The sequence below is a fragment of the Streptomyces sp. BR1 genome, from assembly GCF_052373795.1.
In the GTDB taxonomy this organism is placed as follows: Bacteria; Actinomycetota; Actinomycetes; order Streptomycetales; family Streptomycetaceae; genus Streptomyces.
Map to the genome: position 1 here is coordinate 1774111 of NZ_CM126252.1, position 26048 is coordinate 1800158.

The window sequence follows — 26048 nt, forward strand, 5'->3', positions numbered from 1 at the left end:
GCGGACCCCCGGGCGTGTCCGGCGGGTCCGCGGGGGCTCCGGTCAGCCGCTGGTGAGCGAGCGGGCCTGGTTGAAGACGTCCAGTACGGCCAGGCACAGCGGGACCAGCGAGAGCAGTACGGCGCCCTCGGCCAGGTCCAGGGTGCGGCCCCAGAAAGGCGAGAGGCCCTTCTTCGGGATGATCAGTCCGATGGCGGTGATCAGTGCGGCGCCTGCCGCCACGGCCGCGGAGAGCCAGATCGTACGGATGTCGAGCGAGCCGCGGTCGCCGTAGCGGACGAATTCGTACAGCAGATCGCCGGGCGGGTTCAGGGACATACCGAGGACCAGCAGGGCGATCGCGGCGATGCCGGCCACCAGGACGCAGGCGACCTGCGAGGTGTAGCGGAACAGCCGGGCGCGCAGCAGCATCGCCAGGCCCGAGGCCAGGGCGAGCAGCTGTCCGTACACACTGTGCGAGAAACCGAGGACGGCGGCGGAGCCGACCACCACGGCCGCGCAGCCGCCGACCAGGCCGAGCAGCATCTCGTGGCCGCGCCGGGCCTGGGCGGCGATGCGCTCGGCGTCGACGGGGCGGGCCTCGGGGGCGGTGTTCGGCTCGGCGCCGAAGTCGTCGGTGGCGCTGCGCGGGGAGGCGTAGCCGATGGGGAGCCGGGCGAAGCGGGCGGACAGGCTCGGCAGGAAGGCGACCAGGCCGATGGCGACGGGCGCGCACACCGCGGCCGTACGGGTGGCGCTGGACTCGGTCAGGATCGCGACGAACGTCGCGAGGGTGCCGGTGGCGGCCAGGAACGTGGTCGCGACGAACGGCGCGTCGCCGCTCGGGGTGAGCGCGACCAGGGTCACCGAGGCGACCAGGACCGTCACACAGCCGAGCAGGAACTGGAGCTTGCCGGGGCCGTCGCCGCTGTCCTGCCCGATGATCCCGGAGCCCGCGATCAGCAGCAGCGGCAGTGCGCCCAGGCCCAGGGCGACCGCGCTGGAGCGGTCGGAGTAGACGCGGGCGCGCACTCCGGCGAAGGCGGTGAGCAGCAGGCCCGCCGAGCCCGCGATGATGCCGGGCAGCCCGTGCATGTCGTGGTCGACCGGGTCGGCGTACCAGAGGACGAAGCCCATCAGGACGAGCAGCAGGACGCCGCCGACGAGACCTGCGCCGCGCAGCAGGTCGTCGCTCCACAGATGGCGGTCGCGGGTGACGGCCGAGGCGACGGCGTCCGAGACGTCGTCGAAGACGGCCGGCGGCAGCGACTCGGCGAACGGGCGCAGGCTGAGCAGCTCGCCGTCGAGGACCTGCTGGGCCGCCAGGGTGCGGGCGCCGTCGAGGACGGTGCCGTCGCGGCGCACCAGGTGGTAGCCGGTCGGGGCGCCGGCCGGCTGGGTCTGCCCGGTGAGCCGGAGGATCTCCGGGTAGACGTCGGCGACGGCGATGTCCTCCGGGAGGGCCACATCGATGCGACTGTCGGGCGCCACCACTGTGACCCGGCAGAAGCCGGTCGCCGCTGTCGTACTCAACGTCTTCAGTCCCCCTGATTCGCGGTTGCGCACACTGCGCGCGCCACCCTACCGGGCTCCGGTGTCACAGGCTGCAAGTAGGATCACCGTCGCGCGGAGGGAGACTGTCGCCACGGGGGCGCCGGTGCCGAATGACCCGTCCGTATTGAGGGATTGATGCTCCGGTGAGCCAGATCGTCGTCAAACGCCCGCCGCGGTCCCTGCCGCCCGATGTGTCCTCGGACGAACTGCGGCTGGAGGCCCCGCCGGAGCTGCCGCGCGGGCAGCAGGAGTCCATGCTGATGCAGCTCCTGCCGATGCTCGGCATGGGCTCGTCCGTGGTGTTCTTCTTCATGCCCAACTCGGCGCCGTTCATGAAGATCATGGGCGCGCTGATGCTGGTGTCGACGCTGTCCATGGTCATCGCGCAGCTGGTGAAGTTCCGCAAGGGTGCGCAGGGGCAAATGGCAGATGTCCGGCGTGACTACCTCAAGTACCTCGCCCAGACACGGCGTACGGTGCGCAAGACCGCGCGCAAGCAGCGCGACGCGCAGCTGTATCTGCACCCGGCCCCCGAGCAGCTGTGGTCGGTGGTCGCGGAGGGCTCGCGGGTCTGGGAGCGACGGCTCGGCGACAACGACTTCGGGCAGGCCCGGATCGGGCTCGGCGCCCAGCAGTTGTCGACGCCGCTGATAGCGCCCGACACGGCGCCGGTGGACGAGCTGGAGCCGCTGTGCGCGGGCGCGATGCAGCAGTTCCTGGCGGTGCACGGCTCGTTGGACGGGCTGCCGATGGCGGTCTCGATGCGCGCCTTCTACCACGTGACGGTCTCCGGCGACGTGGACGCGGCCCAGTCGGCCACGCGCGCGCTGGTCGCGCAGCTGGTGACACTGCACTCCCCCGACGACCTGATGGTCGCCGTCGTGGCGGCGCCGGGCGCGGTGCCGCGCTGGGACTGGACGAAGTGGCTGCCGCACACCCAGCTGCCCGGCCAGGTCGACGGGGCCGGTACGAAGCGGCTGTTCGGCGACGACCTGGGCGAGCTGGAGCTGCTGCTGCACAGCCGCCTGGACGGGCGGCCCCGGTTCAGCCGCGACAACCAGCCGGTCCTGGACCAGCCGCACCTCGTGGTCGTCCTCGACGGCGGGATAGTGCCGCCGGACTCGCTGTTCGCGGCGGCCGAGGGCCTTCAGGGCGTCACCATCATCGAGGTGGTGCCGGGCGAGCTCGACGAGCCGCGCGGCGGCCTCTCGGTGGTCGTGCGCCCCGGTCGGCTGCGCCTGGAGTCGGGCTTCGGCATGGCGTACGAGGGTCTGCCCGACCAGATGTCGCTGCCGGCCGCCGAGGCGCTGGCCCGCCAGCTCGCGCCGCTGCAGATGGGCGGCGGTGACGACGACGAGCCGCTGCTCGCCAACCTGGACTTCACGGATCTGCTGAACCTGGGCGACGCGGGCTCCATCGACGTGGCCCGCACCTGGCGGCCGCGTTCGACGGCCGAGCGGCTGCGGGTGCCGATCGGTGTGGGCGAGGACGGCCAGCCGGTGATGCTGGACCTCAAGGAGGCGGCGCAGGAGGGCATGGGCCCGCACGGCCTGTGCGTGGGCGCGACCGGCTCCGGCAAGTCGGAGCTGCTGCGCACCCTGGTGCTCGGCCTCGCCGTCACCCACACCTCGGAGACGCTCAACTTCGTCCTCGCCGACTTCAAGGGCGGCGCCACCTTCACCGGTATGTCGCACATGCCGCACGTGGCGGCGGTCATCACCAACCTCGCGGACGACCTCACCCTGGTCGACCGCATGGGCGACGCGATCCGCGGCGAGCTCCAGCGCCGCCAGGAGCTGCTGCGCTCGGCGGGCAACTACGCCAACATGCACGACTACGAGAAGGCGCGCGCGGCGGGCGCCCCGCTGGAGCCGCTGGCCTCGCTGGTCCTGGTGATCGACGAGTTCTCCGAACTCCTCACCGCCAAGCCCGACTTCATCGACATGTTCATCCAGATCGGCCGCATCGGCCGCTCCCTTGGTGTGCATCTGCTGCTCGCCTCGCAGCGCCTGGAGGAGGGCAAGCTGCGCGGCCTGGACACGTATCTCTCGTACCGCGTGGGTCTGCGCACCTTCTCGGCGGCCGAGTCGCGCACCGCGCTCGGCGTCCCCGACGCCTACCACCTGCCGTCGGTGCCGGGCTCGGGCTACCTCAAGTTCGGCACGGACGAGATGGTCCGCTTCAAGGCGGCGTACGTCTCGGGCACCTACCGCTCGGGCGGCCCGGACCTGTCGGTCGGGCCGCTGCCGATCGAGCGGCGCCCCGCGGTGTTCACGGCGGCCCCGGTGCCGGTCGTGTACGCGGCGCCCGACCCGTCGCTCCTGACGAGCCCGGGCGAGGACGACGCGCTGGCGGACACCGTGCTCGATGTGATCGTGCGGCGCCTGGAGGGCCAGGGCGTGCCCGCCCACCAGGTGTGGCTGCCGCCCCTCGACGACGCGCCGTCGCTGGACCAGCTGCTGCCGGGGATCGCGACGACGGCCGAGCGCGGCCTCAACGCGACGGAGTACACGCGCCCCGGCGGGCTCATCGTGCCGCTCGGCCTCATCGACAAGCCCTTCGAGCAGCGCCGCGAGGTGCTGTACCGCGACTTCTCGGGCGCGGCCGGCCACATGCTGGTCGTGGGCGGCCCGCAGTCCGGCAAGTCGACGCTGCTGCGCACCATGATCGCCTCGTTCGCCCTCACCCACACCCCGCACGAAGTGCAGTTCTACGGGCTGGACTTCGGCGGTGGCGGTCTCTCCGCGATCTCCGGCCTGCCGCATGTGGGCGGCGTCGCCTCCCGCCTCGACCCCGAGCGGGTACGGCGTACGGTCGCGGAGGTCGCGGGCGTGCTCAACCGGCGCGAGGAGTTCTTCCGGGCCAACGGCATCGACTCCATCTCCACCTACCGGCGCCGCCGCGCGGCCGGTGATCTGCCGGGCGAGGCCTGGGGCGATGTGTTCCTGGTGATCGACGGCTGGGGCGCCTTCCGCGGCGACTACGAGATGCTCGACGGCGTCGTCCAGGACATCGCCAGCCGCGGCCTCGGCTACGGCATCCACGTGGTGCTGACCGCCTCCCGCTACATGGAGGTGCGGGCCGCCCTCAAGGACCAGATCCTGGGCCGCCTGGAGCTGCGGCTCGGTGACTCGATGGACTCCGAGTTCGACCGCCGGGTGGCGGCGAACGTGCCGGTGGGCATGCCCGGACGCGGCCAGGTCCAGGAGAAGCTGCACTTCATGGCGGCGCTGCCGCGCGTGGACGGCTCGCACGACGCGGACTGGCTCTCCGAGGCGCAGGAGTCGTTCGTACGGGCGGTAAGCGAAGCGTGGCAGGGCCCGGCGGCCCCGACCGTCCGCCTGCTCCCCCGCAAGCTCCCCGCCGACCAGCTGCCGAAGGGCTTCGAGTACCCGCAGCACGGTGTGGCGATCGGTATCGACGAGACCAATCTGGAGCCGGTGTTCGTCGACTTCGAGACGGACCCGTTCTTCCTGGTCTTCGGCGAGAGCGAGTCGGGCAAGACGGCGCTGCTGCGCCACCTCGCCCAGAAGATCTCCGAGCGCTACTCGCCGGACGAGGCCAAGATCGTGGTCGGCGACTACCGCCGCTCGCTGCTCGACGTCGTCCCCGACACGCATCTGCTCGAATACGCGCCGCTCTCCAGCGCGTTGGAGATGCACATGAACGCGCTCGCGGACCTGATGGTCCGCCGCCAGCCGCCCGCCGACGTCACCCCGCAGCAGCTGCGCGACCGCTCCTGGTGGACCGGCCCGCAGGTGTTCATCATCATCGACGACTACGAGCTGGTCTCGACGAACGCGGGCAACCCGCTGTCGGTGATGGTGGAGAACCTGCCGTTCTCGCGGGACGTCGGCGTGCGCTTCATCATCGCCCGCAGCTCGGCGGGCGCGTCGCGCTCGATGTACGAGTCGTTCATGCAGCGCATCAAGGAACTCGGCGCACAGGGCGTGGTGCTCTCCGGCGACCCGAGCGAGGGCGACGTCCTGGGCAACATCCGCCCGCGCCCGATGCCGCAGGGCCGCGGCTACTTCGTCTCCCGCAAGCGCGGCGCGCCGCTGGTGCAGCTGGGCTGGCTCCCCGAGAAGTGATCCACGGGAATCGACCGGAACCGGGGGCGGCGTACGAGAACAGCTCGTACGCCGCCCCCGTTTCCAACTACGCTGGCGCCCAGTGGACTTCGAAGGGAACGTGCTAGATGGGCAGCGAACGTGAGAAGGACGAGCTGTACGCCCTGGACATCTCGGGCGTGGAGTGGGTGAGCGCGCCCGGGACCGAGGAGGCGGAGGAACGGGTGGAGATCGCCCATCTGCCCGGCGGCGCCGTGGCGATGCGCTCCTCGACCGACCCGGAGACCGTGCTGCGGTACACGGAGGCGGAGTGGACGGCGTTCGTACTCGGGGCGCGCGACGGCGAGTTCGACCTGCGCTGACTTCTTGATCGGCGGCATACGAAAGGGGGTCACGCCCGATGCCGGGCGTGACCCCCTTTCGTGTACGTCCCTACTACCCCGAGATCAGTACGCCTCGGTGAACAGGCGCGACGCCTTGAGGTCGGTCGAGTGGTAGCTGTCCTTACCGGTCTCGATCGTCTTGGCGATCTTCTCCAGCGTCTGCTGGATGTCGTGGGCGTCGGCCTTGTAGTCCTTCTGGACCTTCAGGTACGCGCCGTGCGCCTCGCCGTCCCAGGTGTCGGCGACGACCTTCACGGCCGCCTCCATCCGGCCCAGGTCGTCCATGATGCGCTTGGAGATGCCGCGGATGCTGTTCGCGATCTCCTGGACGTTCTCATACCGGATCTTGAGGTCGGGATTGGTGTCGCCCATGTCTGCTCCTCGTGAAGTCTGAAGTGTGTACGTACGGTGGTGCGGGTGCTTCTACAGGCTGTTCAGACCGGAGGTGTTGGGCACACCGCCGCTGGTGGCGCCGCCCTGCGCGTTGATCGCACGGAACGCGGCGTCGACGTCTTCGTCGTTCTGCGAGTTGAGGTTCTTGGTGCCGACCACGGCGTTGTAGAGGACGTCCAGCTTGCGGCGGATGTCGTCGTGGCGCAGGTTCAGCGTGTTCTGCGCGGTGGTGAACTGGGTGGCACCGGAACCGGTCCAGCCGGCCCCGACCGTGTTGATGATGTCGGCCAGGATCCGGATCTGCTGGCTCATGTCGTGGGCGGTTTCCTCAATGGCGTTCTTGGCCTTGGTGACGGCCTCGTAGCCAATGCTCTGACCACCGGGGTTGGTGCTCATTTTCTTCCCTCTCGTGAGTGTCCGAGCGAGTGATTACGCTCGCGCTCGCTTGTTGCGTACACGTACCGCCGCGACGGCGCCGCCGATGACGGCGACGGCTGCGGCGATGATGGCGACGACGGTCCAGGGCGCGGAGTCCTTCGACTCCCCTGCCGTGGTGCGCTGTTCGCTGCTTCCCGGCTTCTCCTGTGCGCCGTCGCCTGCCCCCTTTGCTGCTGGAGAGGGGGAAGTAGTGGTCCCGCCTGCGCCGCGGGCGGCGAGCAGCGGGTTGACGTCGGCGGGTCCGGGGTCGCCGTTGCCCTTGAGGAGCACCTGCGCGGGCCGGACGGTGCCGTAACCGATGTACTGGCTCGGCACCTTGCCGTTGTGCCCGGCGGTCTCCATCATCACGCGCAACACCTGGTTCCCGGTCCAGTCGGGGTGGGCGGACCAGATGAGGGCGGCGGTGGCGGAGGTGATTGCGGTGGCTTGGCTGGTGCCGGACGTTTTGCAGTAGCCGTTGCCGTCACCGCAGTGAGCCGGGATCGCGTCACCCGGTGCCGCGAGCGCGATGTGGCTGCCGGTACTGGAGTACTTGGCCACCTTCCCGTCCGTGCCGACTGCTGCCACCGCCACGACCCCGGGGGTGGCACCCGGGTACTCGACCGGGTTGCCCTTGTCACCGCTGTTGCCCGCGCTGGCGAAGATCAGCTTCCCCTTGCCCAGGGCATAGTTGACAGCCGAGGCCAGCGCTTGCTTCTCGTCGTTGCTGGGTGAGTCGCCACCCCATGAGATGTTGATGACGCGGGCGTCCGATTCAGCCGCGTAACGGATCGCCTTGGCCGTCGTGACCGTCCCGGCGAACTCATGGCTTCCGGCAGCAGACCTGATGGGCAGGATCTTCGCATCCGGCGCCAGCCCCTTGATACCGCCGTCGGCTCCGCTGCCGACGATGGTCACCGCCATGCTCGTGCCATGCCCGTCCGAGTCCTTCCGGGCATCACCGGATCCGGTGAAATCGCGGCCGTCGAGCACCCGTCCTGTCAGCTCGGGCTCTGACCGGACGCCGGTGTCGATCACCGCGACGGTGATGCCCTTGCCGGTGCTGACCTTCCACATGGCGTCCGCGTCCATCGCGTCCAAGTACCACTGCTTGGACCGCATGTCGTCGGCGAGCGCCACCGGCGCCGTACCGACCGAGCAGGCCAGCGCGGCAGCCACGCCGGCACCGAGAAGTGCCGAGCGGCTGCGCACTGCGCGGGCTGAGCTGAACATGGGACTGCGGACTCCTTGAAGCGGTGATGGTTTGCGTACGTCAGTCGACGACCGGCGGGACGACCTTGCGGTGGTCCATCGCCCACGTCTCCTCGTCCTCGACCAGGTAGTCGGGGGCGCTGGACGACGTGGAACGACGCCGGTCCGAGCCTCGCTTGTTGCCGTTCACCAACCCCGTACCACCGGGGGTGAATTCACCACGCCCGGCAGAAGACGCACGCGGTGCCCCAACAGTTCCACCCGGCTCGGAGGCCAGCCTGCGACCGCCCGTACCCATGGCTCCACGCGGCGCGCCGCCGGGGCCGTGGCCCATGCCGCCGCCCATCGGCGGACGGCCCATGCCGGTCCCGGCACGCTCCTCGCCGACGACCGTGCCCATGGGGAGCCGAGGCGTAGTCCCACGGCCACCCGTCGGCGTGGGACGCCCGCCGGTGACGCCCTCGGGCGTGACGCCGCGCGTAGTGCCCGGCAGACCACTCGGACGAGCGATGGCCGGACCGCGGAGGCTTCCGGTCGAGCGGCCGACGGACGGTCCCTCGCCGGGTACGCCGACGCGACTCATCGTGGACGGCCGCTCCAGGCCGATCTTGCCGAGCGGGCCTGGCAGGACCGGCGGCGGGGTGAGAACAGGCGTCTGGCCCTGCACCGGCACGGGTCCCGTGAGCCCGGTGGGCCGCGTCGTGGTCGCCGGAGGCGGAGCCACCTTTACGGAATCGATGGCGGTACCGGCCGACTCGTGCGGGGTGAACGTCGAAGCAACCGACGTATGCGTCGGGGAGCTCGTCGTTCCCGTGGTGCCGTAGTCATGTCCGCCCGTGACTGTCGCAGTGGTGTGACCACCGGTGCTGTGGGTGGTGGCCGCACCGGTACCCGAACTGCCTTGGCTGTAGCGCTGCTCGGTCTCATACTGCGGGGCGCCATTGCTCGGCAACGGCGCGAACTTCGGCTCCCGCTGCGCCGCAATCCGATCCCGCGACGCGTCGTAGAACGACGACAACCGGTTCAGCTGGTTGATCGCCTCGTTCGTCTTCGGCGCCACCGCCGCAAGGCGCGCCTTCTCCTTCTCGGGGTCGGCGTAGCACTGCGTGTCCATCGCCGGGACCGCGGCCTTCGCCTCGGTCAGGGCCTGGCCCGCGCGGGCCATCTCCTCGCCGGTGACCGCCGCGTACTCGCTGAGTACGTACGTCTCCGACACCATGCCGCGACCCCACTCGCGGAACGCGTCGCCACCGGCGCCGTGCCACTTGACCTGCTCGATGTACCAGCGCAGGTCCCGCGCGATGCTCGCGATGTCGGGCGCGGCGGCGCCCAACGTCTGGCCCGCGCCGGTCAGTTCGGCCGGCTTGGCCGAGGCCAGCATCGCGTTGAGGGCCTCCAGCGACATGCCCTCGAACTCGTCCGTTGCCATCGTCGCTCCCCCTTACTTCAGTCCGCCGGAGTCGGCGTCCTTGCCGTGTCCGCTGTTGCCGTCCTGGCCGGTGCCGGTGCCGGTACCGGCGTCCTTCGCCGCCGGGTCGCCCTTGCCGCCGTCCTGGCCCGCCGTCGGAGACTCGTAGTACTTCTCCGTCTCCTTGCGGATCGCCTGGTACCGCTGCGCCTCGTCCACGTCGATGCCGCCGTAGCCCTTGTCGGCGATCTGCACGGCGATGCCCATGCCCTCGATCTGGTCGCCGAAGAGCTTGCTCAGCCGCTCCAGGTTCGTCCGCACCTTGTCGTACGCCTTGTGCAGGTCGCCCGCCGCCGCGAACCCCGTGCCGTACGACTCGGGCTGGACGCGATGCTCGGCGATCTTGGTGTGGCGGGCCGGGGACTTCTCCAGGGAGGTCAGCAGCTCGTCCATGCGGCGCTTGAAGTCGGTCAGGCTGACGCCGTCGACTCCCAGGTCCGGCGTGCCGCCACTGTCCCTGCTGCCGCCGCCGGTGGTGCCGTTCGGCTCGGCCACTGTTTCCTCCCCGTGAATCCCCGTTGGTACTGCCTGTGCCGCTGTTGAGCTCCGCGCGCTTGCGCGTCGTCACGCCCGCGAAGGGCGCAACCGCTCACCTGATCACTCTAGTCACTCCGGTTTCCGTGCCCATGAGTATTAGTACTCAGAATCGTCACAGTCGCAGGCACAGTCGTCCCGAGCCTCATCCGGAGATCCCGTTCACCTTGCGCACACCCCGTCGGCGCGCGTCCCGGATCACCGTCGCCGTGCCCGCGACCACCGCGACGAGCAGGGCGCCGATGCCCAACGCGTACGTGGCGTACCGCTCGTTGCGCTGCTGCGGCGTCTCGGAGAGGGCGAGGGCCGCCACGTCCGGGGCCGGGGCCTTGGGCGGGCCCGGGTCGGGGTGCGCGACCGCCTCCGGGGGCGAGTCGTCGGTCACCGCGCGGACCGGGTCGACCACGCCCCAGCCCACGAAGTTGTCGTGACCGTTGACGGAACGTTCCGCTGTCTGTTCGATCCGCGCGACGATCTGCGCGGCCGTCCACTTCGGGTACTTGGCGCGCAGCAGCGCGGCCACCCCGGCGACGTACGGAGCGGAGAAGCTCGTTCCGTTGTCCGAGCACTGGCCGTTGCCCGGCACCGTCGAGACGATGTCGACACCCGGCGCCGCGACCCCGACGAACGTTCCCGGCTGCGAGAACACCGCGCGTTCGTTGTTGCGGTCCGAGGAGGCGACGGCGAGGACGCCCGGGAAGGCGGCCGGGTACGTGTCCTTGAGCTGGCCGTCCGTACCGTTGTTGCCCGCCGAGGCGACCACCACGATCTGCTGGTCCAGCGCCTTGCGCACCGCCCGCGCCAGCTCCGAGTTGGGCGACATCGCCTCGGTGGTGTCCTGCGAGATGTTGATGACGTTCGCGTGCTCGGTGATCGCGTGCTCGATCGCCTGCGCCATCGTGTCGGTCTTGCCGCTGTTCTTCTCGTCGTTCTGGCGGATCGGGATGATCGTCGCCTCGGGGGCCAGGCCGACGAAACCGGTGCCCTTGCGCGGGCGCGCCGCGATGATGCCGGCGACCTTGGTGCCGTGGCCGACCTCGTCGACCGTGCCGCCCGTCTTGCCCCGCTTGTCGTTCTGCTCGCCCGTGCCGTCCTTCTCGGGCTTGAGGTAGTCCGCGCCGCTCTTGGCGTCCACGGCGGGCTTGAGCTGCGGGTTGGCGATGTCGACACCGGTGTCGATGACCGCGACCCGTACGCCCTTGCCCTTGGTGTCCTGCCACAACTGGTCGAACTGCACCCGCTGGAGCGCCCACGGCAGACCCTCGATCTGCTCCTTCATGGGGAAGGTGCACTCACCGCTGCCGTTTATCCCGAGGCCGTCACGGGGCGGCGCGGTGCCGGCGTACGCGGGCGGTACGAGCGTGAGACCGGCGACGGCCGCCACCACACCCACCAGCAGCGGCTTCTTGTACTGCAACACGGGAAGTCCTCCCCTACGAACCCTGGGGCTGGCGGGCGCTGTTGGTGTCGAGCCGCGGGCCCTTGGACAGGAACTCCGACCAGTTGATGGGTACCAGGGCCGGGGTGACCTTCTCGTATCCGAGGCGCTGCTGCGCCTGGCTCGGCTCGGGGCGGCCGTCGTCCGGCTTCTGCTGGTCGCCCGTGCCGATGTCGGAGCGGGCGGCGTCGCTGTCGCCGTTCGCCTGGACCGCGTACCGCAGCCCGGTGTCGGTCACCAGGAAGAGCGAACCGTCGGGCTTGGTCTGCTTGCCCTGCACCTGGGTGTAGAGGAGGCCGGTGCCGGGGGTGACATACGTACTGGTGCCGCCCGCGGTGATGGCCGCCGGGTACTCGGTGCCCGCCCAGGTGGAGAGCGTGGTGCCGCCCTTGTCGTCGACCGAGCGCAGCACGCTGCACACCGTGCTCCTGGCGCCCGAAGCGGCCGAGCCCGCGCCCGCGTTGACCTGGGCCGCCCTCTTATCGGGCCAGTTGTTCGAGGCGCCGAAATACTCCGTCCTAGGAGCGATCGACGCCGCGTCGACGTCCTTGACCTTGCCGTGCATGCCGAGCGTCGTCGTCTGCGGCGAGTTGAGCACCAGCCAGGCCGTGAAGTCGGAGACCGGCTGGACCTTGCCCTGCAGTACTACGTACTGCTGCTGGCCCGCGCCGGTCTGGGCGCGCAGCACCATGCCGACCTTGTCCTCGTCCGCCGAGAGCCCGCCGCCGGTGCCCGCGCGGGCGCCCATCTGCCCGGGGATCGACGGGAAGTCGATGGGGGTGCCGTCGTCGAGCGTGGCCAGCCAGTCGTCGGTGACCGGCTGCGGCTGCTCGTCGGCGCCGAAGAGCGTACGGGCGAGAAGGTCGCCGGGGGCGCCCTTCACCAGGTACTTGATGCCCTTGGCGTCCACTATGTAGCGGGCGTCGGTCTTCAGGTTCCGTACGTACATGACCTGGCCGCCGGCCAGGCGCTGCTTGCCGTCGGTCAGTTTGAAGTCGCGGTCGGCGAAGACGAAGGACGCCTTCTGGACCGAGTCCTTGCCGCCGCCCGGCTGCTCGCAGACCGCCCAGCGCTTGGCCTTGCCTGCCTCGGTCGCGGCGGGCAGGCGGTCCGGGGCGTACGGGATGCCGAGGATCGGGCCGCGCGCGAGCTTGCCCGAGTCCAGGATGTCGTCGCTGACCTGGATGACGTCGAACTTCTGCGGGTCGAGCAGCAGTCGCGCCGAGGCCAGGTTGAGGACCGGGTGGAGCAGGGTCTTCTTGTCCTTGCCCTTGCCGGTCGAGAGCACGACGTAACGGGTCGTCGACTGCTTGCCGACGATCACCTTGGCCCCCGGGGTGTCCCAGCCCTGCGGAGCCTTGGGCTTGAACATCCCCCAGGCGCCGAAACCGGCGAGGCAGAGCGCGGCCACGATCACGCTCGGCACGATGGCCTTCAGCGGACGCGGAGCGCCTTCCTCCGTGCCGGTGGGAGACGGTTGCAGAAACGCCGCCACCGTGCGCTTCTTCGCAAAGGTGTACGCGTTGAGCTCGTCCCGCCGTGATGCCATGCGCCTCTGTCTCTCCCCGCGTAGCCCCGAGGTCGGACCTGGTCCTGCGGTCCCCGGGCCTCGATTGTCAGACCGGCCCCCTACTATGCCTGTTGACCGAGGGTGTCTGTGGGGCGGGTAGGGTGAACCGCCGTCAAGCCCCCTTGCCGAGCTGGGGGAATCCGGATGTTTTGGGTGCTTGCGCACGATTGGGGGGTGGTGGAGTGATGGCGTCCGCGACGCGGGTGCGGTCTGCCGCCGCCGGTCCGTCGGCCCCTGCCCAGACAGGCTCCGCGCCCCGCCTCAAGGCCCGGCCCGGACACTTCGGGTCGTTCCGACTGCAACAACTTGTACTGGTGGAACTGGCAGCCGCCGCACTGCTCGTCGCCTGGGTGATCAACACCCTGATGCTGGTGCCCGCCGGTGTGGTCGCCGCGCTGCTCGTGCTGCTCGCGGTCGTGCGCCGCCACCGCCGTTCGCTGCCCGAGTGGCTGGGGACGGTGCTTGCCCTGCGCGCGCGTACGCGGCGGGCCGCGAGCCTGCCGGTCCCGGCCGGTACGGAACCGGGCTTCGCCCCCGCGGTCGAGTGCGACCCGGCGCTGCGGACGTACACCTTCGGCGACCGCGACCGCCGCCCCGTCGGCATGGTCGGTGACGGCACGTTCCTCACCGCGCTGCTCCAGATCGAGATGGACGCGACCGCCCTGCGCCCCGACCGAGGCGCCCGGCCGCTGCCGCTGGCTCTCGTACGGGACGCGCTGGACGTCGACGGCATCCGCCTCGAATCGGCGCAGATAGTGCAGCACACCCAGCCCGCACCGGCCCCGCATCTGCCCGCGCAGTCGGTCGCCGCCCGCAACTACGCACCGCTCCAGGCCCAGACGGGATCGCCCGCGGTCCGCATCACCTGGATCGCGCTCAAGCTCGACCCCGAGCTGTGCCCCGAAGCGGTGTCCGCGCGCGGCGGCGGGCTGACCGGCGCGCAGAAGTGCCTGGTGCGCGCGGCGGACCAGCTGGCCAGTCGGCTCACCGGCGCCGGGTTCCGTACGACGGTCCTCACCGAGCAGGAGCTGACCGGCGCCATCGCCACTTCCACCTGCGCCAACCCGATGGCCATCACCCAGGCGGGCCGGGCGGGCACGCCGGGCCGGCGCACCCAGGAGACGGCCCGGACCTGGCGCTGCGACGACCGCCGCCACACCACGTACTGGGTGGGCCGCTGGCCCCAACTGGGCGGCGCCGGGGCCTCGATGCCGCAGCTGGTCGCCCTGCTCACCTCGCTGCCCGCGCTCGCCACCACGTTCAGCCTGACGCTGGCCGCCGGCGACCGCCAGGAGGTCACGCTCTCCGGACACGTCCGGATAACCGGCCGCAGCGACGAGGAACTGGTCACCGCCCGCCGCGAACTGGAGCGCACCGCGCGCGGTGTGAAGACCGGCCTGGTGCGCCTGGACCGCGAACAGCTGCCGGGCATGCTGGCCACGCTGCCGCTGGGAGGTGCGCGCTGATGACGACGTCATCCGTCTCCGCATCTGTTCCTGTACCTCCGTCCGCTCCGGACGTGCGCAAGGGGCGGGCCCGGATGGGCTTCGGGCTCATCGGGCCGCGCCGCGACCGGCACGCGCTCGCCGCCGACCAGTTGGAGTCGCTGGCGCTGCCGGTCGGCGACGACGGTGTGGTCATCGGGGTCGACGCGTCGGGCCGCCCGTCGGTGCTCGGCATCAACCGCCCGACGGCGTACGACGTGACGCTGATCGGCGGGCTCTGGACCGCGCAGGTGCTCGCGCTGCGGGCGGCGGCCACGGGCGCGCGCGTCACGGTCGAGACCGGCCGGGGCCCGTCCTGGACGGCGCTCGCCCAGGCGGCGGGCGGCGGCCAGCAGTGCATCGCGCTGCACGACGTGGGGCGGGTGCCGCCGCAGGGCGCGTCGGCGGGCTCGCCCGTCGTGGTCGTGCGCGACTGCGGCATGCGGCCGCCGCGCGGACGCGTGGTCTCGGCGCCGTGGCAGTCGGTGGTGACGCTGCTCCCGTATCTGAGCCCGGTGGCGCCCCGATTGCTGGAGAAGTCGGATCTGGTCGGTGTGCAGCGGGTCTCGCCGGACGAGGCCGCGCAGATCGGTCGGATCATGAACCTTCCGCAGGCGGAGACCGAGGCCCTGTCGACCCTCGCGGACGGCGTGACACTGTGGTGCAGTGCCCGCGACCGCCAGTTCGTGATGACCCAGGCCACGGACGCGGAGACCGGACTGCTCGGCTCCGCGCGGCGGATGGACTGAGCGGTTCGCGCTACCGCTCGCACACGTAGTACGACTGGGCAGTGCGACTGAGCAGTACGACTGGGTCCGATCGGTTCCGTGAACGCTTCGTTCACGCTCCGGCCACATCACGATGCCCTGCTGTCACTTGACGGCAGCCTGTGGGCAGGACGTGATGGAGGGGACAGTCGGTGAGGGGTGGCCGGGCCTGCCGATGCGGCGGCGACGGCGATTAGGCTGAGACGGCCTGCGAACGAAAGGAATCCGGTGAACAGCGATCAGGACCAGTTCCGCACCGGCGGGAACGCGCGCGACGAGAATCGGTCCGACGCCGATCCCGAGCCCACGGGTGAGTTCACCATCGACTACACCCCGCCGGCCTGGTACACGCAGAACGCCACGCCGAGCGCGGACTCGGCGACGCCGCCTCCGCCGCCGCCTGCGGGTGCGCCGGTGAGTGTGCCCGGGCTGCCGTCCAGTGGCGGCTTCCAGCCGAACTGGTCGACCACACCGCCGCCTCCGGGCCCGGCCCCGGTCGCCGCTCCGGTCCCGGACCAGGCGGTTGTGCAGACCCCGGTCGCGGGCGAGGGTGCGATCCCGGCTCAGGCGTCGGGCTCGACGCCGTTCCCGGAGCAGGCCGTGATGCCGACCCCGGCCGCGACTTCGGTCCCGGCTCCGGTGGACGCCGCGCAGGGTGGTGAGCCGCAGCCCTTCGGGGGTGGGGACATCGAGAGTGGCGCGACGATGCGGTTCTCGCCGGGTGCGCTGAAGAAGGAGCTCGCGGAGCGGCTGGCGGCGGCGGAGGGGGCGACGGCAGGTGCCGAGCCCGGCTCCGCCGTGGAGGCCGACGCGTCTGCCTCCGCCGACGCCGCGTCTGCCTCTGCCGACGCCGCAGCTGCCTCTGTTTCTGTGCCGGATGCCGATGAGGCTGTCACTGTCGTACGGGATGAGGTGGGCGACGGGGACGGTTCGGAGCGCCCCGACCGTACGTCTGATGCCGAGGTCGCAGCCGTCGTTGCCGACGCCGACGCTGAGCCGGTGGCGGGGGTGGACGCGGAGGCGGTCGAGGTCACGCCGATCGACGCGCTCGCTGAGTCGGTCGAGTCCGCTTCGGCCGACGCAGCCGTGACGGAGCCGGTCGCGTCCGAGGCCATTGAGCCCAACGACGCCGCACCGGCCGACTCTGTGCCGAGCGACTCCGTTCCGACCGACGCCTCGCCGAACGACTCCGTGCCGATGGACGCCGTCCCGGTCGCCGAGCCCGTGGACGCCGTCGCGGCCCAGAGCGCGGACGCGGTTCCCGAGGACGTTCCCGTCGACGCCGTGCCGCAGGACGCTCCGGCTCCGTTCGCCGGGGCCGCCCCGGTCGCGCCCGTCGAGGCCGACGCCGCCGTGGCCCAGCCGGTCGCGCCCGCCGAGCAGCCGTGGGCCGCTGCGCCCGCTCAGCAGCCCGCGCAGGGACAGCCCGGGTTGCCGCCGCTGCCGCCCGCGTTCCAGCCCGCCGCGCCGACGGCGGCGCCGCAGTGGCCCGTACCGCCGACGCCCGCGCAGCCCCTGCCGCAGGCGGGGCAGCCCGGCTGGCCGCAGCCCCCCGGCACCCCGAACCTTCCGGTCCCGACGGGCCATGCGGCCGCGCCGCAGCCCGTACCGCCGACGGGTACGCAGGACGGCTTCCCCCTGCCGCAGCCCGGGACGCCGACGCCCGCGCCGCAGGGCGGGTACGGCTTCCCGCAGCCGGGCGCCCCGGCCGACCCCAATTCCCCTGCGCCGCAAGGCGGTTACGGATTCCCGCAGCCCCCGGCCCAGGGCACGCCCGGCACCCCGGCCACGGCCAACTTCCAGGCCCCGCCTCCGGCGCCGACCCCGACGGGCGACCCCAACTCCCCTGCCCCGCAAGGCGGTTACGGGTTCCCGCAGCGCACCCCCACTCCGGCGCAGGGCACCCCCGTCCCGCCCCAGGACTCTTACGCGGTACCGCCGCAGGGCATTCCCGGCGCGCCCCACCTCCCCGTACCGCACCAGCAGGCGCAGCCCCCGGCCGTCGCGCAGCAGCAGCCGCAGCCGCACCAGCTGCCGCAGGCACAGCCGCACCCCCAGCCCCAGCCGCTTCCGCAGGCCCAGCCGCCCGTGGACCCGCGGTCCGGGGTCGGGTGGCCCTCGCCGGTCGCGCACGACCAGCGGGAGCGTTCCGTACCGGGCGCGCCGCTGGGGTACACCGCCGCCGTGGAGCTCTCCTCCGACCGGCTGCTGCGCAACAACAAGCAGAAGGCGAAGAGCAGCCGTAACCCGGGCGGCAACTCGCGCTTCAAGTTCGGCGGCAAGAAGGAGGAGGCCGAGCGGCAGCAGAAGCTCAACCTCATCCGTACGCCGGTGCTCTCCTGCTACCGCATCGCGGTCATCTCCCTCAAGGGCGGCGTCGGCAAGACGACGACCACGACCGCGCTCGGCGCGACGCTCGCCACCGAGCGGCAGGACAAGATCCTGGCGATCGACGCGAACCCGGACGCCGGTACGCTCGGCCGCCGCGTGCGCCGCGAGACCGGCGCCACCATCCGCGACCTGGTCCAGGCGATCCCGTACCTCAACTCGTACATGGACATCCGCCGGTTCACCTCGCAGGCGCCGTCGGGTCTGGAGATCATCGCCAACGACGTCGACCCGGCCGTGTCCACGACCTTCAACGACGAGGACTACCGGCGGGCGATAGACGTCCTGGGCAAGCAGTACCCGATCATCCTCACCGACTCGGGTACGGGTCTGCTGTACTCCGCGATGCGCGGAGTCCTCGACCTGGCCGACCAGTTGATCATTATCTCGACCCCGTCGGTGGACGGCGCGTCGAGTGCGTCGACGACCCTGGACTGGCTCTCCGCGCACGGGTACGCCGACCTCGTCCAGCGCTCGCTGACCGTCATCTCCGGGGTCCGCGAGACCGGCAAGATGATCAAGGTCGACGACATCGTGCAGCACTTCCAGACGCGCTGCCGCGGGGTCGTCGTCGTCCCGTTCGACGAGCATCTGGCGGCGGGCGCGGAGGTCGACCTCGACATGATGCGCCCGAAGACGCGTGAGGCGTACTTCCATCTGTCGGCGCTGGTGGCCGAGGACTTCGTCCGCGCGCAGCAGCAGCAAGGTCTGTGGACGGGCGACGGCGTCAACCCGCCGCCGCACATGGCTCCCCCGATGCCGGGCCAGTACGCGCAGCCGGCTCCGGGCCAGCCGCAGCCGTACGCACCCCAGCAGCCGCAACCGCCCCAGCCGTATGGCCAGCAGCCGCCGCAGGGGTGGCAGCAGCCGCCTCAGCAGTAGGACTCGGCAAGGCCGAAGGGCCGTACCGTCACGCTGACGGTACGGCCCTTCGGGCATCACTTCGGCTGCGGACCGTGCTGGGCTGGTCGCGCAGTTCCCCGCGCCCCTTGACGCGCAACCACTATGAGCGTGCAGCCATTGCCCGGCGGGCGCCCACCTCCGAGGGGAGTTCGCGTACGAACGTTGCCGCGCAGAGCATGCCCAACACCCAAGCGAACAGCGGGGCCATGAAAGGCAGCGCGAGGAGCACCAGCGCCCGCCAGGGGCTGCTGAGCCCGGTGCCCACCTGCCGCTGCCCGGCCTTGTGCTGCTTCCAGGTCGCCTCCGGCGAGGACGGCTCGGCCAGCTTCGCGCGCACCTGACGGCGTGAGTAGGTCCAGCCCCAGATGGCCGCTCCGACACACAGCGCACCCATCGCGATCCACAGGACAAGCGGCCAGACCCCGGACAGGCCGTCGACCGTACTGCCGAACACGCCGAGCAGGAGCCCGAACATCAGGGCCATCGTCAGCAGCACGGAGCCGCTGAACACGACCCTGCGCAGCCAGTACCCCACCCCCCGCCGGTACCAACTCCTGCCCACAATAGGCAGCTTGACCGGGGCGGTCGGCTCAGAAGAGACCCTTGAAACCATTCCACGCCTTCTTCCCGAGGCTGCCCGCGTCGTCCACGAGTCGCCCGATGTCCTTGCCCGTGTGCGACAGGACATTGCCGCTGCCGTGCCAGATTCCGCCGATGACCCCGTGGTCGTGGATGTCCTCGCTCCAGTGCTCGTGGAACCCCTCGTCCAGCAGGTCGGTCGCGCCGATCACGAGAACGCCCCCGACACCCGCGACCACGGCCACCGGCACGGTGACCTCCGCGCTCGCCGCGAGGGCCACACCGGCCGCCGTGGCGCCCACGCCCACCGCGAGCCCGCCGAGGTTCGCGCCGCCGTCGACGACCACCGAGTGCGTCCACGACCAGCCCTTGTCGTGGTCGCCCTTCGCTTCGAGGATTCCGCAGACGCTCGCCGCGGCGACGTCGACGATCGGGACCTCTTTGAGGAAGTCCGGCAGCTTCTCCAGGCCCTTGCCGAGTTTCAGCGCGTCCGCCGCGTCCGCGACCTTCACGTTGAGCGCGTGGTCGTAGGGCAGGGCCGAACTGCCGTGTTCCGCACGGGCGATGTCGGTCTCCAGGCCGTCCAGCTTGGTCAGCGCGTCCTTGTAGGCGACCCTGGCCGGGGAGTCCTTCGGGAGCGTCTTGCCCTGCTTCTGCCAGTCCTTGCGCTCGGCCTTCAGGTCCTTCTTCGCGTCCTCCGCCTCTTTCTTGGCGGCGTCGAGCTTGTCGGCGGCGTCATGGCCCTTGACCCGCGTGCGCTCCGAGTCGTACGCGTACAGACCGCGCAGATAGTCGGCGATGGTGACCTTGTCACCGGGCGACACCGCCGCGGTGTCCTCCGCGTACAACTTCTGCAGGGCGTCGGCCGCGTCCAAGCGCGCCTGCTGGGCCGTGTGCAGGATCTCGTTGCGTACGGTCGAGTAGTCGCTCAGCGCCTGGAGCGCCTTGTTCTCGGCGTCGGTCTTCTTCTGGCCGGTAGCCATCTCGCCCGGCACGCCCATCGGCTGCATCGGCACGCCCGCCTTCACGGCGACGTCCTCCGCGTTCTGCAACGCGCTCTCCGCCGCCGAGAGATGGTCGGCCAGCGTCGTCAGGATCTCGCCGGTCGCGTGGACGAGTTCCGCGAACCCGCCCGCCGTCATCGCGTCCGTGCTCCACTTCGCACGGAACGACGCGGCCGCGTCGCCCTCCCAGGCCGCGTCCTTGGCCAGCTTCTCGACGACCTCGCCCAGCGGCTTCACGATCGATTCGAGGTCGTGCTTGGCGTTCTTGTAGGCGTCGCCCATCGCGCGGATGCCGCCGATGTCCCCGCCCACCCAGCTCTCGGTCACCGCGTGCCCTTCACACCAGGTCTTCGAAGAGACCGTGTACGTCGATGTCGTTGCGCGCCATCGAGTCGTGCGCGTACTTGACCTTGTCGCTGTTGTCGTCCAGCCGGTCCGACAGTTTGTCGTGCAGACCCGCGATGAGGTCGGCCATCGCCTTGATCGCCGCGTCGCACCCCGCGTCACCGGAACCGGCCACCGCGGGCTTCACGTTCTGGTGCATGCCCCGGTAGACCTCGGCCTCCTTGTGGAACGTCGACGCCATCGTGTCGAGATCCCCCAGGATGACCTTCACATCCGCGCTCATGCCCCCGCCTCGCCTTCTCCGTACGTACGCTCCAGGTCCTCCGACCGCCATCTGGGGCCGCCGGGCGCGACCTGCGGGTCCAGGCGCAGCTTCGGCAGCCGGGCGTCGCGCATCGCCTCCGCGAACGGGCCGATCGAGACGGCGATCCACGGCTGCATCGGGCCGAGCGCGTCGACCAGCTTCGGCAGGGTGCTGAACGCCACCGGCACCGGCGGTCCGGCGGCCGGACGCAGCAGCTCGAAGTCGACGCGCGGCGCGGAGCCGTCGGCCGGATAGCGCGGGTGGGCCGGGACGAACACCGGTGTGTGGTACGGCGGTACGCCTGGCTGCGCGCTCTTCGCGGCGTCGACGCCGACAATGCCGAGGATGCGGGACACGGCCTTTTCGGCCACGCGCTTCCTCCCTCCGATGGCTGGAAACGCGTCTCAACCTATGCGGCGGGCGGCACCACCAATACGACAAAAACCGCCCAAAGCCCGCACCCATCAGTCAATGGATGCCAGGTCTTGAGCGGTTTCAGGTCGACCGTTGACCAACGTTTGACCGGAACCTACAGGGGCGCGGGGAACTGCGCGACCAGCCGCAGACGGCCCGCAGCCAAACGTCAACGCAGCCGGGCGCCTAGCCCTCCGCGGCCTCGATGAGCTCGCTCGACCGCTTAACGTCACGCGCGATCGCTTCCAGCAACGCCTCGATCGACTCGAACTTCTCCTGCCCCCGCACATACGCGAGGAAGTCCACGGCCACGTGCAGCCCGTACAGATCGAGCCCGACGCGGTCGATCGCGTACGCCTCGACCGTCCGCTCCGTCCCGTCGAACTGCGGGTTCGTGCCGACCGAGATCGCCGCCGGCATCCGCTCGCCGTCCGCGGTGAGCCAGCCCGCGTACACCCCGTCCGCCGGGATCGCGGTGTGCGGCAGGGTCTCGACGTTCGCCGTCGGGTAGCCGAGCTCACGGCCGCGCTGGGCGCCGCGTACGACGACGCCCTCGACGCGGTGCGGGCGGCCGAGGATCTCGGCGGCGCCCGCCACATCGCCCTCGGCGACCAGGCGCCGGGTCAGCGTGGAGGAGAACGGCAGACCGCCGCCCGCGTCGCCGCTGACGTACAGGTCGACGACGTCCACTTCGTAGTCGTACGTCTCGCCCAGCTCGGCCAGGAACTCCACATTGCCCGCGGCCTTGTGGCCGAAGCGGAAGTTGGGGCCCTCGACGACCACGCGCGCGTGGAGCTTGTCGACGAGCACCTTGACGACGAACTCGGCGGGCGGCAGCTTCGAGAACTCGCTGGTGAAGGGGAGCACGAGCAGCGCGTCCACGCCCAGCTCCGCCATCAGCTCGGCGCGCCGGTGGTGCGGGGCGAGCAGCGGGGGGTGGCTGCCGGGGCGTACGACCTCGCTGGGGTGCGGGTCGAAGGTCACCACGACCGAGGGGACGCCGAGCTCGCGGGCGCGCGCCACGGCCCGCCCGATGATCAGCTGATGCCCGCGGTGCACCCCGTCGTAGGAGCCGATGGTGACGACGCTGCGTCCCCAGTCCTGGGGGATGTCCTCCAAGCCACGCCAGCGCTGCACTGTGACCGCTCCTCGCCCGAAACTCGCCCGAAATCCGAACCCGTGTGCGCGCGAGAGAACATCTCACGCAGGTCTAAGACTGCCATGCCCGGCGTGCGCCGCCCGCATCGGCATGGGCACAGCAAGTGTCTCGACCGTGCGCCGGGTGCTCGGTCCGATCACCGCCGCCCACTCGTGCGGCGCCTGGACCAGCCACCCCGCGACCTGAACGGCGAATTCCGGTACTTCCCGGGACAGCTCGACGATCTGCCGGTCGAAACAGGCGGCCCCTTCCGGGGTACGGACGAGCAGCAGCCCGGTGCGGTGGACGAGGTCGCGGGTGCGCGCCTCGGGGCGCTGCCCGGCCCCCAGCGCGGCGGCCCGGAGCAGCGCGTCCAGCACACCCGCGTCCCGTGACTCGTACCGCTCGAATTCAAGGAGTACGTCCAGGAGCTCGGCCCGCAGCGGGCGCGAGGTGCGGCTGCCGGGCGCCGCGAGCACCGGCGCGAGGGCACGCCGCACCTGCGGCCGGCAGTCCCGCAGCACGGACGTGACCAGCGGGAACAGCACGGCCCGCGCGGCTGGTCCGTATTCCAGGCGGCGTTCCACGAACGCGGCGGTGTGGGTCGCGCCCTCGGGGCGGCGGGCCGCGTACTCGCGGACCAGCGCGGCCGCGCGGCGTGCGAGCGCGGGCGTGTTGATCTCGGCGAGCGCCCGCAGCACCTCGGCCGCGCCCTCCCCCGGCTGGAACAGCCGCGCCTGGAAGGCGGCGAGCACCGGCTCGGGGTGGGTGGTGAGGGCGGCGACAAGGGCGGAGGTGGGCAGGCGCGGGTCGCCGCCCCCGTACCGGGCGAGCGTCTTGTCGAGATAGCGCGAGCGGCTGCGCGGATCGCGCACCAGCAGGCCGAGCGCCGCGCCGTGCAGCGGCGTGTCGGCGGACCGGGCAAGGAGCGCGAGCGCCGCGTAGCGCAGCAGATCGCGGTCGGCGCCGGTGGTGACGTACGGGGCGACCCGCAACCCGTAGGTGGCGGCCGCCACCCGGCGCTCGGGCCGGTCGTCGTGCGCCCAGCGGTCCACGGCCCGGCAGAGCGCGGACGGCTCGTCCTCGGCGAGGGCTGCGAGCAGTTCGTCGACGCGGGGGTGCGCGGTGGCGACCAGCGCCTCGGTGAGATCGTCGACGGCGAGCGAGCGGCGGGCGTACAGCAGGGCTTGCGCGGCGCCCGCGACGGTCGGGCGCATATCGCCGCCGGGCGGCACCGGCAGCGGCCGCTCATCCGTGAACCACCGGCACAGCAGCGGCTGTACGGCCCGGGGCTCGGCCGCGAGCCGCCGGTCCACGGCGTCCAGGTACCGCTCCCACTCGGGCGCCTCGCCCGGCGCCCCGTCGGCGGGCACCAAGCGGCGCAGCAGCTCGACGCGCCGGTCGTCGCCGACCCGCACCCGCTGCCAGAACCAGGGCCCGAACTCACCGAGCCCGCCGAGGCGCCGGGGCCCGCCCTCGCGCACCGAGCGCTCGCTGATCCGGTCCGCGAGATACCGCAGCACCGAGAGGTACGCGCGTGGCTCGGGCACCTTCAACAGCGTCTGCGCGAGCAGCCGCACGGCCCACCAGCGCGCGTCGTCCGCCCGGCCCCGGTCGTCCGCCGCCGGAAGCCGGTCGAGCGCGTCCACCAACTGCTCAAGCCGGGGCCCGAGCCGCGCGGGCCCGTGCTCCCGGTCGAGCAGGAGCAGGGCCTGCAGTACGGGGCCGATGCGGTGCCGGGGCACGGGCAGCGGCTCGACGTGGTCCTGAGGGGACGCGTCCTTGGCAGGAGTGCGGGCTCCCGGGGGCGGCGGGACATAGGCCAGTTCGCGGCCAGGGGCGGACGGGACACTCCCCCGGCGGGACGGCAGGCGGCCCGGGGCGTGCGGGCCGGTGGCGTCGGGCGCCTCGTCGCACCAGCGGTGCACCAGCGTGTGCAGGGCCCCGTCCAGGTCCAGATGGGCGGCCTGGAGCCAGTCGGCCAGCTCCTCGTGCGCGAAGCGGTAGCCCTCGCCCGCCGGGACGAGCAGGCCCTCGGTGAGCACCGCCGACGCCCAGCCGGTGCGCCAGGGGAAGATCTCCTCGAAGTTCTCGCGGTCGAGCTCGCCCTGACCGGGGCCCAGACAGCGCCGGGCCGCCTCGTGCACCCGGCCCGCCACGCGCGCGGCGAGCCGCCGTACCGCCGTGCCGCGCGACGGGGGCCGACGGGCGGCCGCGACCCGTACCGCGATCCGCAGGCACATCAGGTCCAGATGCGCGGCGAAGACGTCCTCGCGTCCGGGGCGGCCCTCGGTCTCGCCCGGCAGCGCCTCGCGCACCTCGGCGAAGAGCCGCAGCGTCAGCGGATGGCGCCCGGCCCGCTCGGCCAGGGTGCCGTCCGGGATGCCGTAGCGCTCACGGGCGCGCGCGGCCTCCTTGCGGGAGAGGTCGCCGATCAGCACGGCGGCGGGCAGCCGGGGCGCCTCGGCCGGGTGCAGCGCGTCCGGCGGATACAGCGCCCCGGCCTGCTCCCAGTGCTCGGGCCGGCAGGCGACCACGAGCCGCACCCCCGCCGCCCGCAGCCACGCCGCCGTACCGGCCGTCCACTCGGGCAGCCGGTGCGCGAGCACGGGCGGCATCTCCTCGGGCCCGTCGAGCAGGACGAGCAGGGGGCGCCCGGCGTCCCGCGCGAGCCGGGCCACCCGCTCCGGGGTGGCACAGGTCATCTCGCCGGGCGCGCCCCCGGCCGCCACGATCCGGCCCGCCTGGGCGAGCGCCCGGGCCACCGCGTCGGCGAGCGAGGCGTCGCCCGCGCGCAGATCGGCGCCGCGCAGCCACAGCGTGGGGGCGGGCTCGGCACCCCGGGCGCGGCGGGCGGCGAGCGCCGTGAGCTCGGTGGTGCGGCCGGTGCCGGGGTCGCCCACGAGACCGAGCACGAAGGCGTCCCCGGCCGCGAAATCGCCGAACTGCTTTACCGTGAGCCGCCGTTCGACCGGATCCTGCCAGCTGCTCGGGCCCCCGACCGAGCCCACCGAGGTCGCGGTGAGCTGGAGCGCGCCCGCCAGGTTCAGGTCCTCGCCGTACGCCGGTACGGTCGCGGCGTTGCGCCGCAGCAGCTCTTCGAGCGGCCCCCCGTCGCGGCGCAGCGGCACCGCGAACCCGGCCGCCCGGTGCGCCGCGTGCAGCGCGGTGCCGAGCACGCCGAGCACCGCCCCGGTCACCGCGTCCAGGACCGGCCCACCGGCCGCCTCACCGCCGAGCCGCAGCGCGTCGGCACCCTCGGTCCCGATCGCCAACTCCAGTGCCGCACCCAGCAGATGGAAGCGATCGGTGGCCGTGTACGTCACAGGCGCCTCACCCAGCACCCGCGCCTCGCGCCAGCCGTGCGCGGCGATCCGTACGTACGTGCCCGCGCCGACGTGTTCGCGCGCGGCGACGGGCAGCGGCCGCACCTCCAGGCCCTCGGTCCGTACGAGGGCGAGACCGGCCTCCGGCAGCGGGGTGACCGCGTCGGCCTCGGCGAGACAGGTGCGCTCGCCGGGGGCGTGCAGCACCACCCTGGCGAGCCCGTCCACGGCCTCGTGGCTGGTGATGACGGTGCCCCGGTCGTCGGCCGCGAAGCCGGTCCCCCGGGTGCGTCCCGCCAGATCACAGATCCGCACCAGCGTCTCCCGGCCCCCGTCGCCGTCCCCGCGTCCCATGTCCGAAACGGTAGTTCTGGGATG

19 protein-coding genes are annotated in these 26048 nt (G+C 72.0%); 5 read left to right on the forward strand and 14 right to left on the reverse strand.

The genetic code is table 11. From position 1 onward, the window contains the following. Positions 1-42 precede the first annotated feature (42 nt). The gene (gene eccD / locus ACT1U9_RS07285; RefSeq protein ID WP_444537551.1) at positions 43-1512 is read right to left on the reverse strand and encodes a type VII secretion integral membrane protein EccD; all 1470 of its coding nucleotides are present in this window, start codon (positions 1510-1512) and stop codon (positions 43-45) included. A 164-nt stretch (positions 1513-1676) separates the two neighbouring features. On the opposite strand from eccD, the gene eccCa reads away from it, so the two are divergent. Together eccCa and ACT1U9_RS07295 are read left to right on the forward strand one after the other, a co-directional pair. Next, positions 1677-5624: a type VII secretion protein EccCa gene (gene eccCa, locus ACT1U9_RS07290; protein ID WP_444537552.1), complete on the forward strand. Its 3948-nt coding sequence runs from the start codon at positions 1677-1679 to the stop codon at positions 5622-5624. 107 nt (positions 5625-5731) lie between these two features. Further along, positions 5732-5965: a DUF397 domain-containing protein gene (locus ACT1U9_RS07295; protein WP_393270742.1), complete on the forward strand. Its 234-nt coding sequence runs from the start codon at positions 5732-5734 to the stop codon at positions 5963-5965. Between the two features lie 84 nt (positions 5966-6049). Here the strand turns inward: ACT1U9_RS07295 and ACT1U9_RS07300 are convergent, their stop codons facing one another. The 7 genes from ACT1U9_RS07300 to eccB all read right to left on the reverse strand — a co-directional run bounded on the left by ACT1U9_RS07300 (position 6050) and on the right by eccB (position 12997). After that, a complete protein-coding gene (locus ACT1U9_RS07300; protein WP_444537553.1) occupies positions 6050-6358 on the reverse strand; it encodes a WXG100 family type VII secretion target in 309 nt (102 codons plus the stop codon). A 51-nt stretch (positions 6359-6409) separates the two neighbouring features. Then, a complete protein-coding gene (locus ACT1U9_RS07305; protein ID WP_444537554.1) occupies positions 6410-6775 on the reverse strand; it encodes a WXG100 family type VII secretion target in 366 nt (121 codons plus the stop codon). A 33-nt stretch (positions 6776-6808) separates the two neighbouring features. Beyond that, positions 6809-8029, reverse strand: coding sequence for a S8 family serine peptidase (locus ACT1U9_RS07310; protein ID WP_444537555.1), 1221 nt, complete (start codon positions 8027-8029; stop codon positions 6809-6811). A gap of 40 nt (positions 8030-8069) precedes the next feature. Then, a complete protein-coding gene (locus tag ACT1U9_RS07315) occupies positions 8070-9437 on the reverse strand; it encodes a WXG100 family type VII secretion target (protein ID WP_444537556.1) in 1368 nt (455 codons plus the stop codon). A gap of 12 nt (positions 9438-9449) precedes the next feature. Next, entirely contained in the window at positions 9450-9971 is a 522-nt protein-coding gene (locus ACT1U9_RS07320) for a hypothetical protein (protein ID WP_444537557.1), read from the reverse strand. Positions 9972-10155: 184 nt separating this feature from the next. Then, positions 10156-11427, reverse strand: coding sequence for a type VII secretion-associated serine protease mycosin (gene mycP / locus ACT1U9_RS07325; protein WP_444539029.1), 1272 nt, complete (start codon positions 11425-11427; stop codon positions 10156-10158). A 16-nt stretch (positions 11428-11443) separates the two neighbouring features. Then, entirely contained in the window at positions 11444-12997 is a 1554-nt protein-coding gene (gene eccB / locus ACT1U9_RS07330; protein ID WP_444537558.1) for a type VII secretion protein EccB, read from the reverse strand. A 206-nt stretch (positions 12998-13203) separates the two neighbouring features. Between eccB and eccE the strand changes: the two genes are divergently transcribed. The 3 genes from eccE (at position 13204) to ACT1U9_RS07345 (ending at position 18539) form a co-directional block, all read left to right on the forward strand. Then, positions 13204-14484: a type VII secretion protein EccE gene (gene eccE / locus ACT1U9_RS07335; RefSeq protein WP_444537559.1), complete on the forward strand. Its 1281-nt coding sequence runs from the start codon at positions 13204-13206 to the stop codon at positions 14482-14484. 74 nt (positions 14485-14558) lie between these two features. Further along, positions 14559-15251, forward strand: coding sequence for a hypothetical protein (locus tag ACT1U9_RS07340; RefSeq protein WP_444539030.1), 693 nt, complete (start codon positions 14559-14561; stop codon positions 15249-15251). A 246-nt stretch (positions 15252-15497) separates the two neighbouring features. Further along, a complete protein-coding gene (locus tag ACT1U9_RS07345) occupies positions 15498-18539 on the forward strand; it encodes an SCO5717 family growth-regulating ATPase (protein ID WP_444537560.1) in 3042 nt (1013 codons plus the stop codon). A 121-nt stretch (positions 18540-18660) separates the two neighbouring features. On the opposite strand, the gene ACT1U9_RS07350 is transcribed toward ACT1U9_RS07345, so the two are convergent. From ACT1U9_RS07350 to ACT1U9_RS07375, 6 genes are all read right to left on the reverse strand, one after another. Next, positions 18661-19122, reverse strand: a complete 462-nt coding sequence (locus ACT1U9_RS07350; RefSeq protein ID WP_444537561.1) for a hypothetical protein — start codon at positions 19120-19122, stop codon at positions 18661-18663. Between the two features lie 28 nt (positions 19123-19150). Beyond that, positions 19151-20470: a WXG100 family type VII secretion target gene (locus tag ACT1U9_RS07355; protein ID WP_444537562.1), complete on the reverse strand. Its 1320-nt coding sequence runs from the start codon at positions 20468-20470 to the stop codon at positions 19151-19153. A 10-nt stretch (positions 20471-20480) separates the two neighbouring features. Continuing rightward, on the reverse strand, positions 20481-20771 hold the full coding sequence (locus ACT1U9_RS07360) for a DUF6317 family protein (RefSeq protein ID WP_444537563.1): 291 nt from the start codon (positions 20769-20771) through the stop codon (positions 20481-20483). Continuing rightward, entirely contained in the window at positions 20768-21163 is a 396-nt protein-coding gene (locus tag ACT1U9_RS07365; RefSeq protein WP_444537564.1) for an SAV_915 family protein, read from the reverse strand. Before ACT1U9_RS07365 ends, ACT1U9_RS07360 begins: the two co-directional genes overlap by 4 nt. A 229-nt stretch (positions 21164-21392) precedes the next feature. Next, positions 21393-22343: a bifunctional riboflavin kinase/FAD synthetase gene (locus ACT1U9_RS07370; RefSeq protein WP_444537565.1), complete on the reverse strand. Its 951-nt coding sequence runs from the start codon at positions 22341-22343 to the stop codon at positions 21393-21395. A gap of 63 nt (positions 22344-22406) precedes the next feature. Beyond that, positions 22407-26024, reverse strand: coding sequence for a serine protease (locus tag ACT1U9_RS07375; RefSeq protein ID WP_444537566.1), 3618 nt, complete (start codon positions 26022-26024; stop codon positions 22407-22409). Positions 26025-26048: the final 24 nt, after the last annotated feature.

Coding starts and splice junctions, on each gene's coding strand:
- ACT1U9_RS07295 (WP_393270742.1), top strand. CDS start 5,732: ATGGGCAGCGAACGTGAGAAGGACGAGCTGTACGCCCTGGACATCTCG.
- ACT1U9_RS07300 (WP_444537553.1), bottom strand. CDS start 6,358: ATGGGCGACACCAATCCCGACCTCAAGATCCGGTATGAGAACGTCCAG.
- ACT1U9_RS07305 (WP_444537554.1), bottom strand. CDS start 6,775: ATGAGCACCAACCCCGGTGGTCAGAGCATTGGCTACGAGGCCGTCACC.
- ACT1U9_RS07310 (WP_444537555.1), bottom strand. CDS start 8,029: ATGTTCAGCTCAGCCCGCGCAGTGCGCAGCCGCTCGGCACTTCTCGGT.
- ACT1U9_RS07315 (WP_444537556.1), bottom strand. CDS start 9,437: ATGGCAACGGACGAGTTCGAGGGCATGTCGCTGGAGGCCCTCAACGCG.
- eccB (WP_444537558.1), bottom strand. CDS start 12,997: ATGGCATCACGGCGGGACGAGCTCAACGCGTACACCTTTGCGAAGAAG.
- eccE (WP_444537559.1), top strand. CDS start 13,204: ATGGCGTCCGCGACGCGGGTGCGGTCTGCCGCCGCCGGTCCGTCGGCC.
- ACT1U9_RS07340 (WP_444539030.1), top strand. CDS start 14,559: ATGGGCTTCGGGCTCATCGGGCCGCGCCGCGACCGGCACGCGCTCGCC.
- ACT1U9_RS07360 (WP_444537563.1), bottom strand. CDS start 20,771: ATGAGCGCGGATGTGAAGGTCATCCTGGGGGATCTCGACACGATGGCG.
- ACT1U9_RS07375 (WP_444537566.1), bottom strand. CDS start 26,024: ATGGGACGCGGGGACGGCGACGGGGGCCGGGAGACGCTGGTGCGGATC.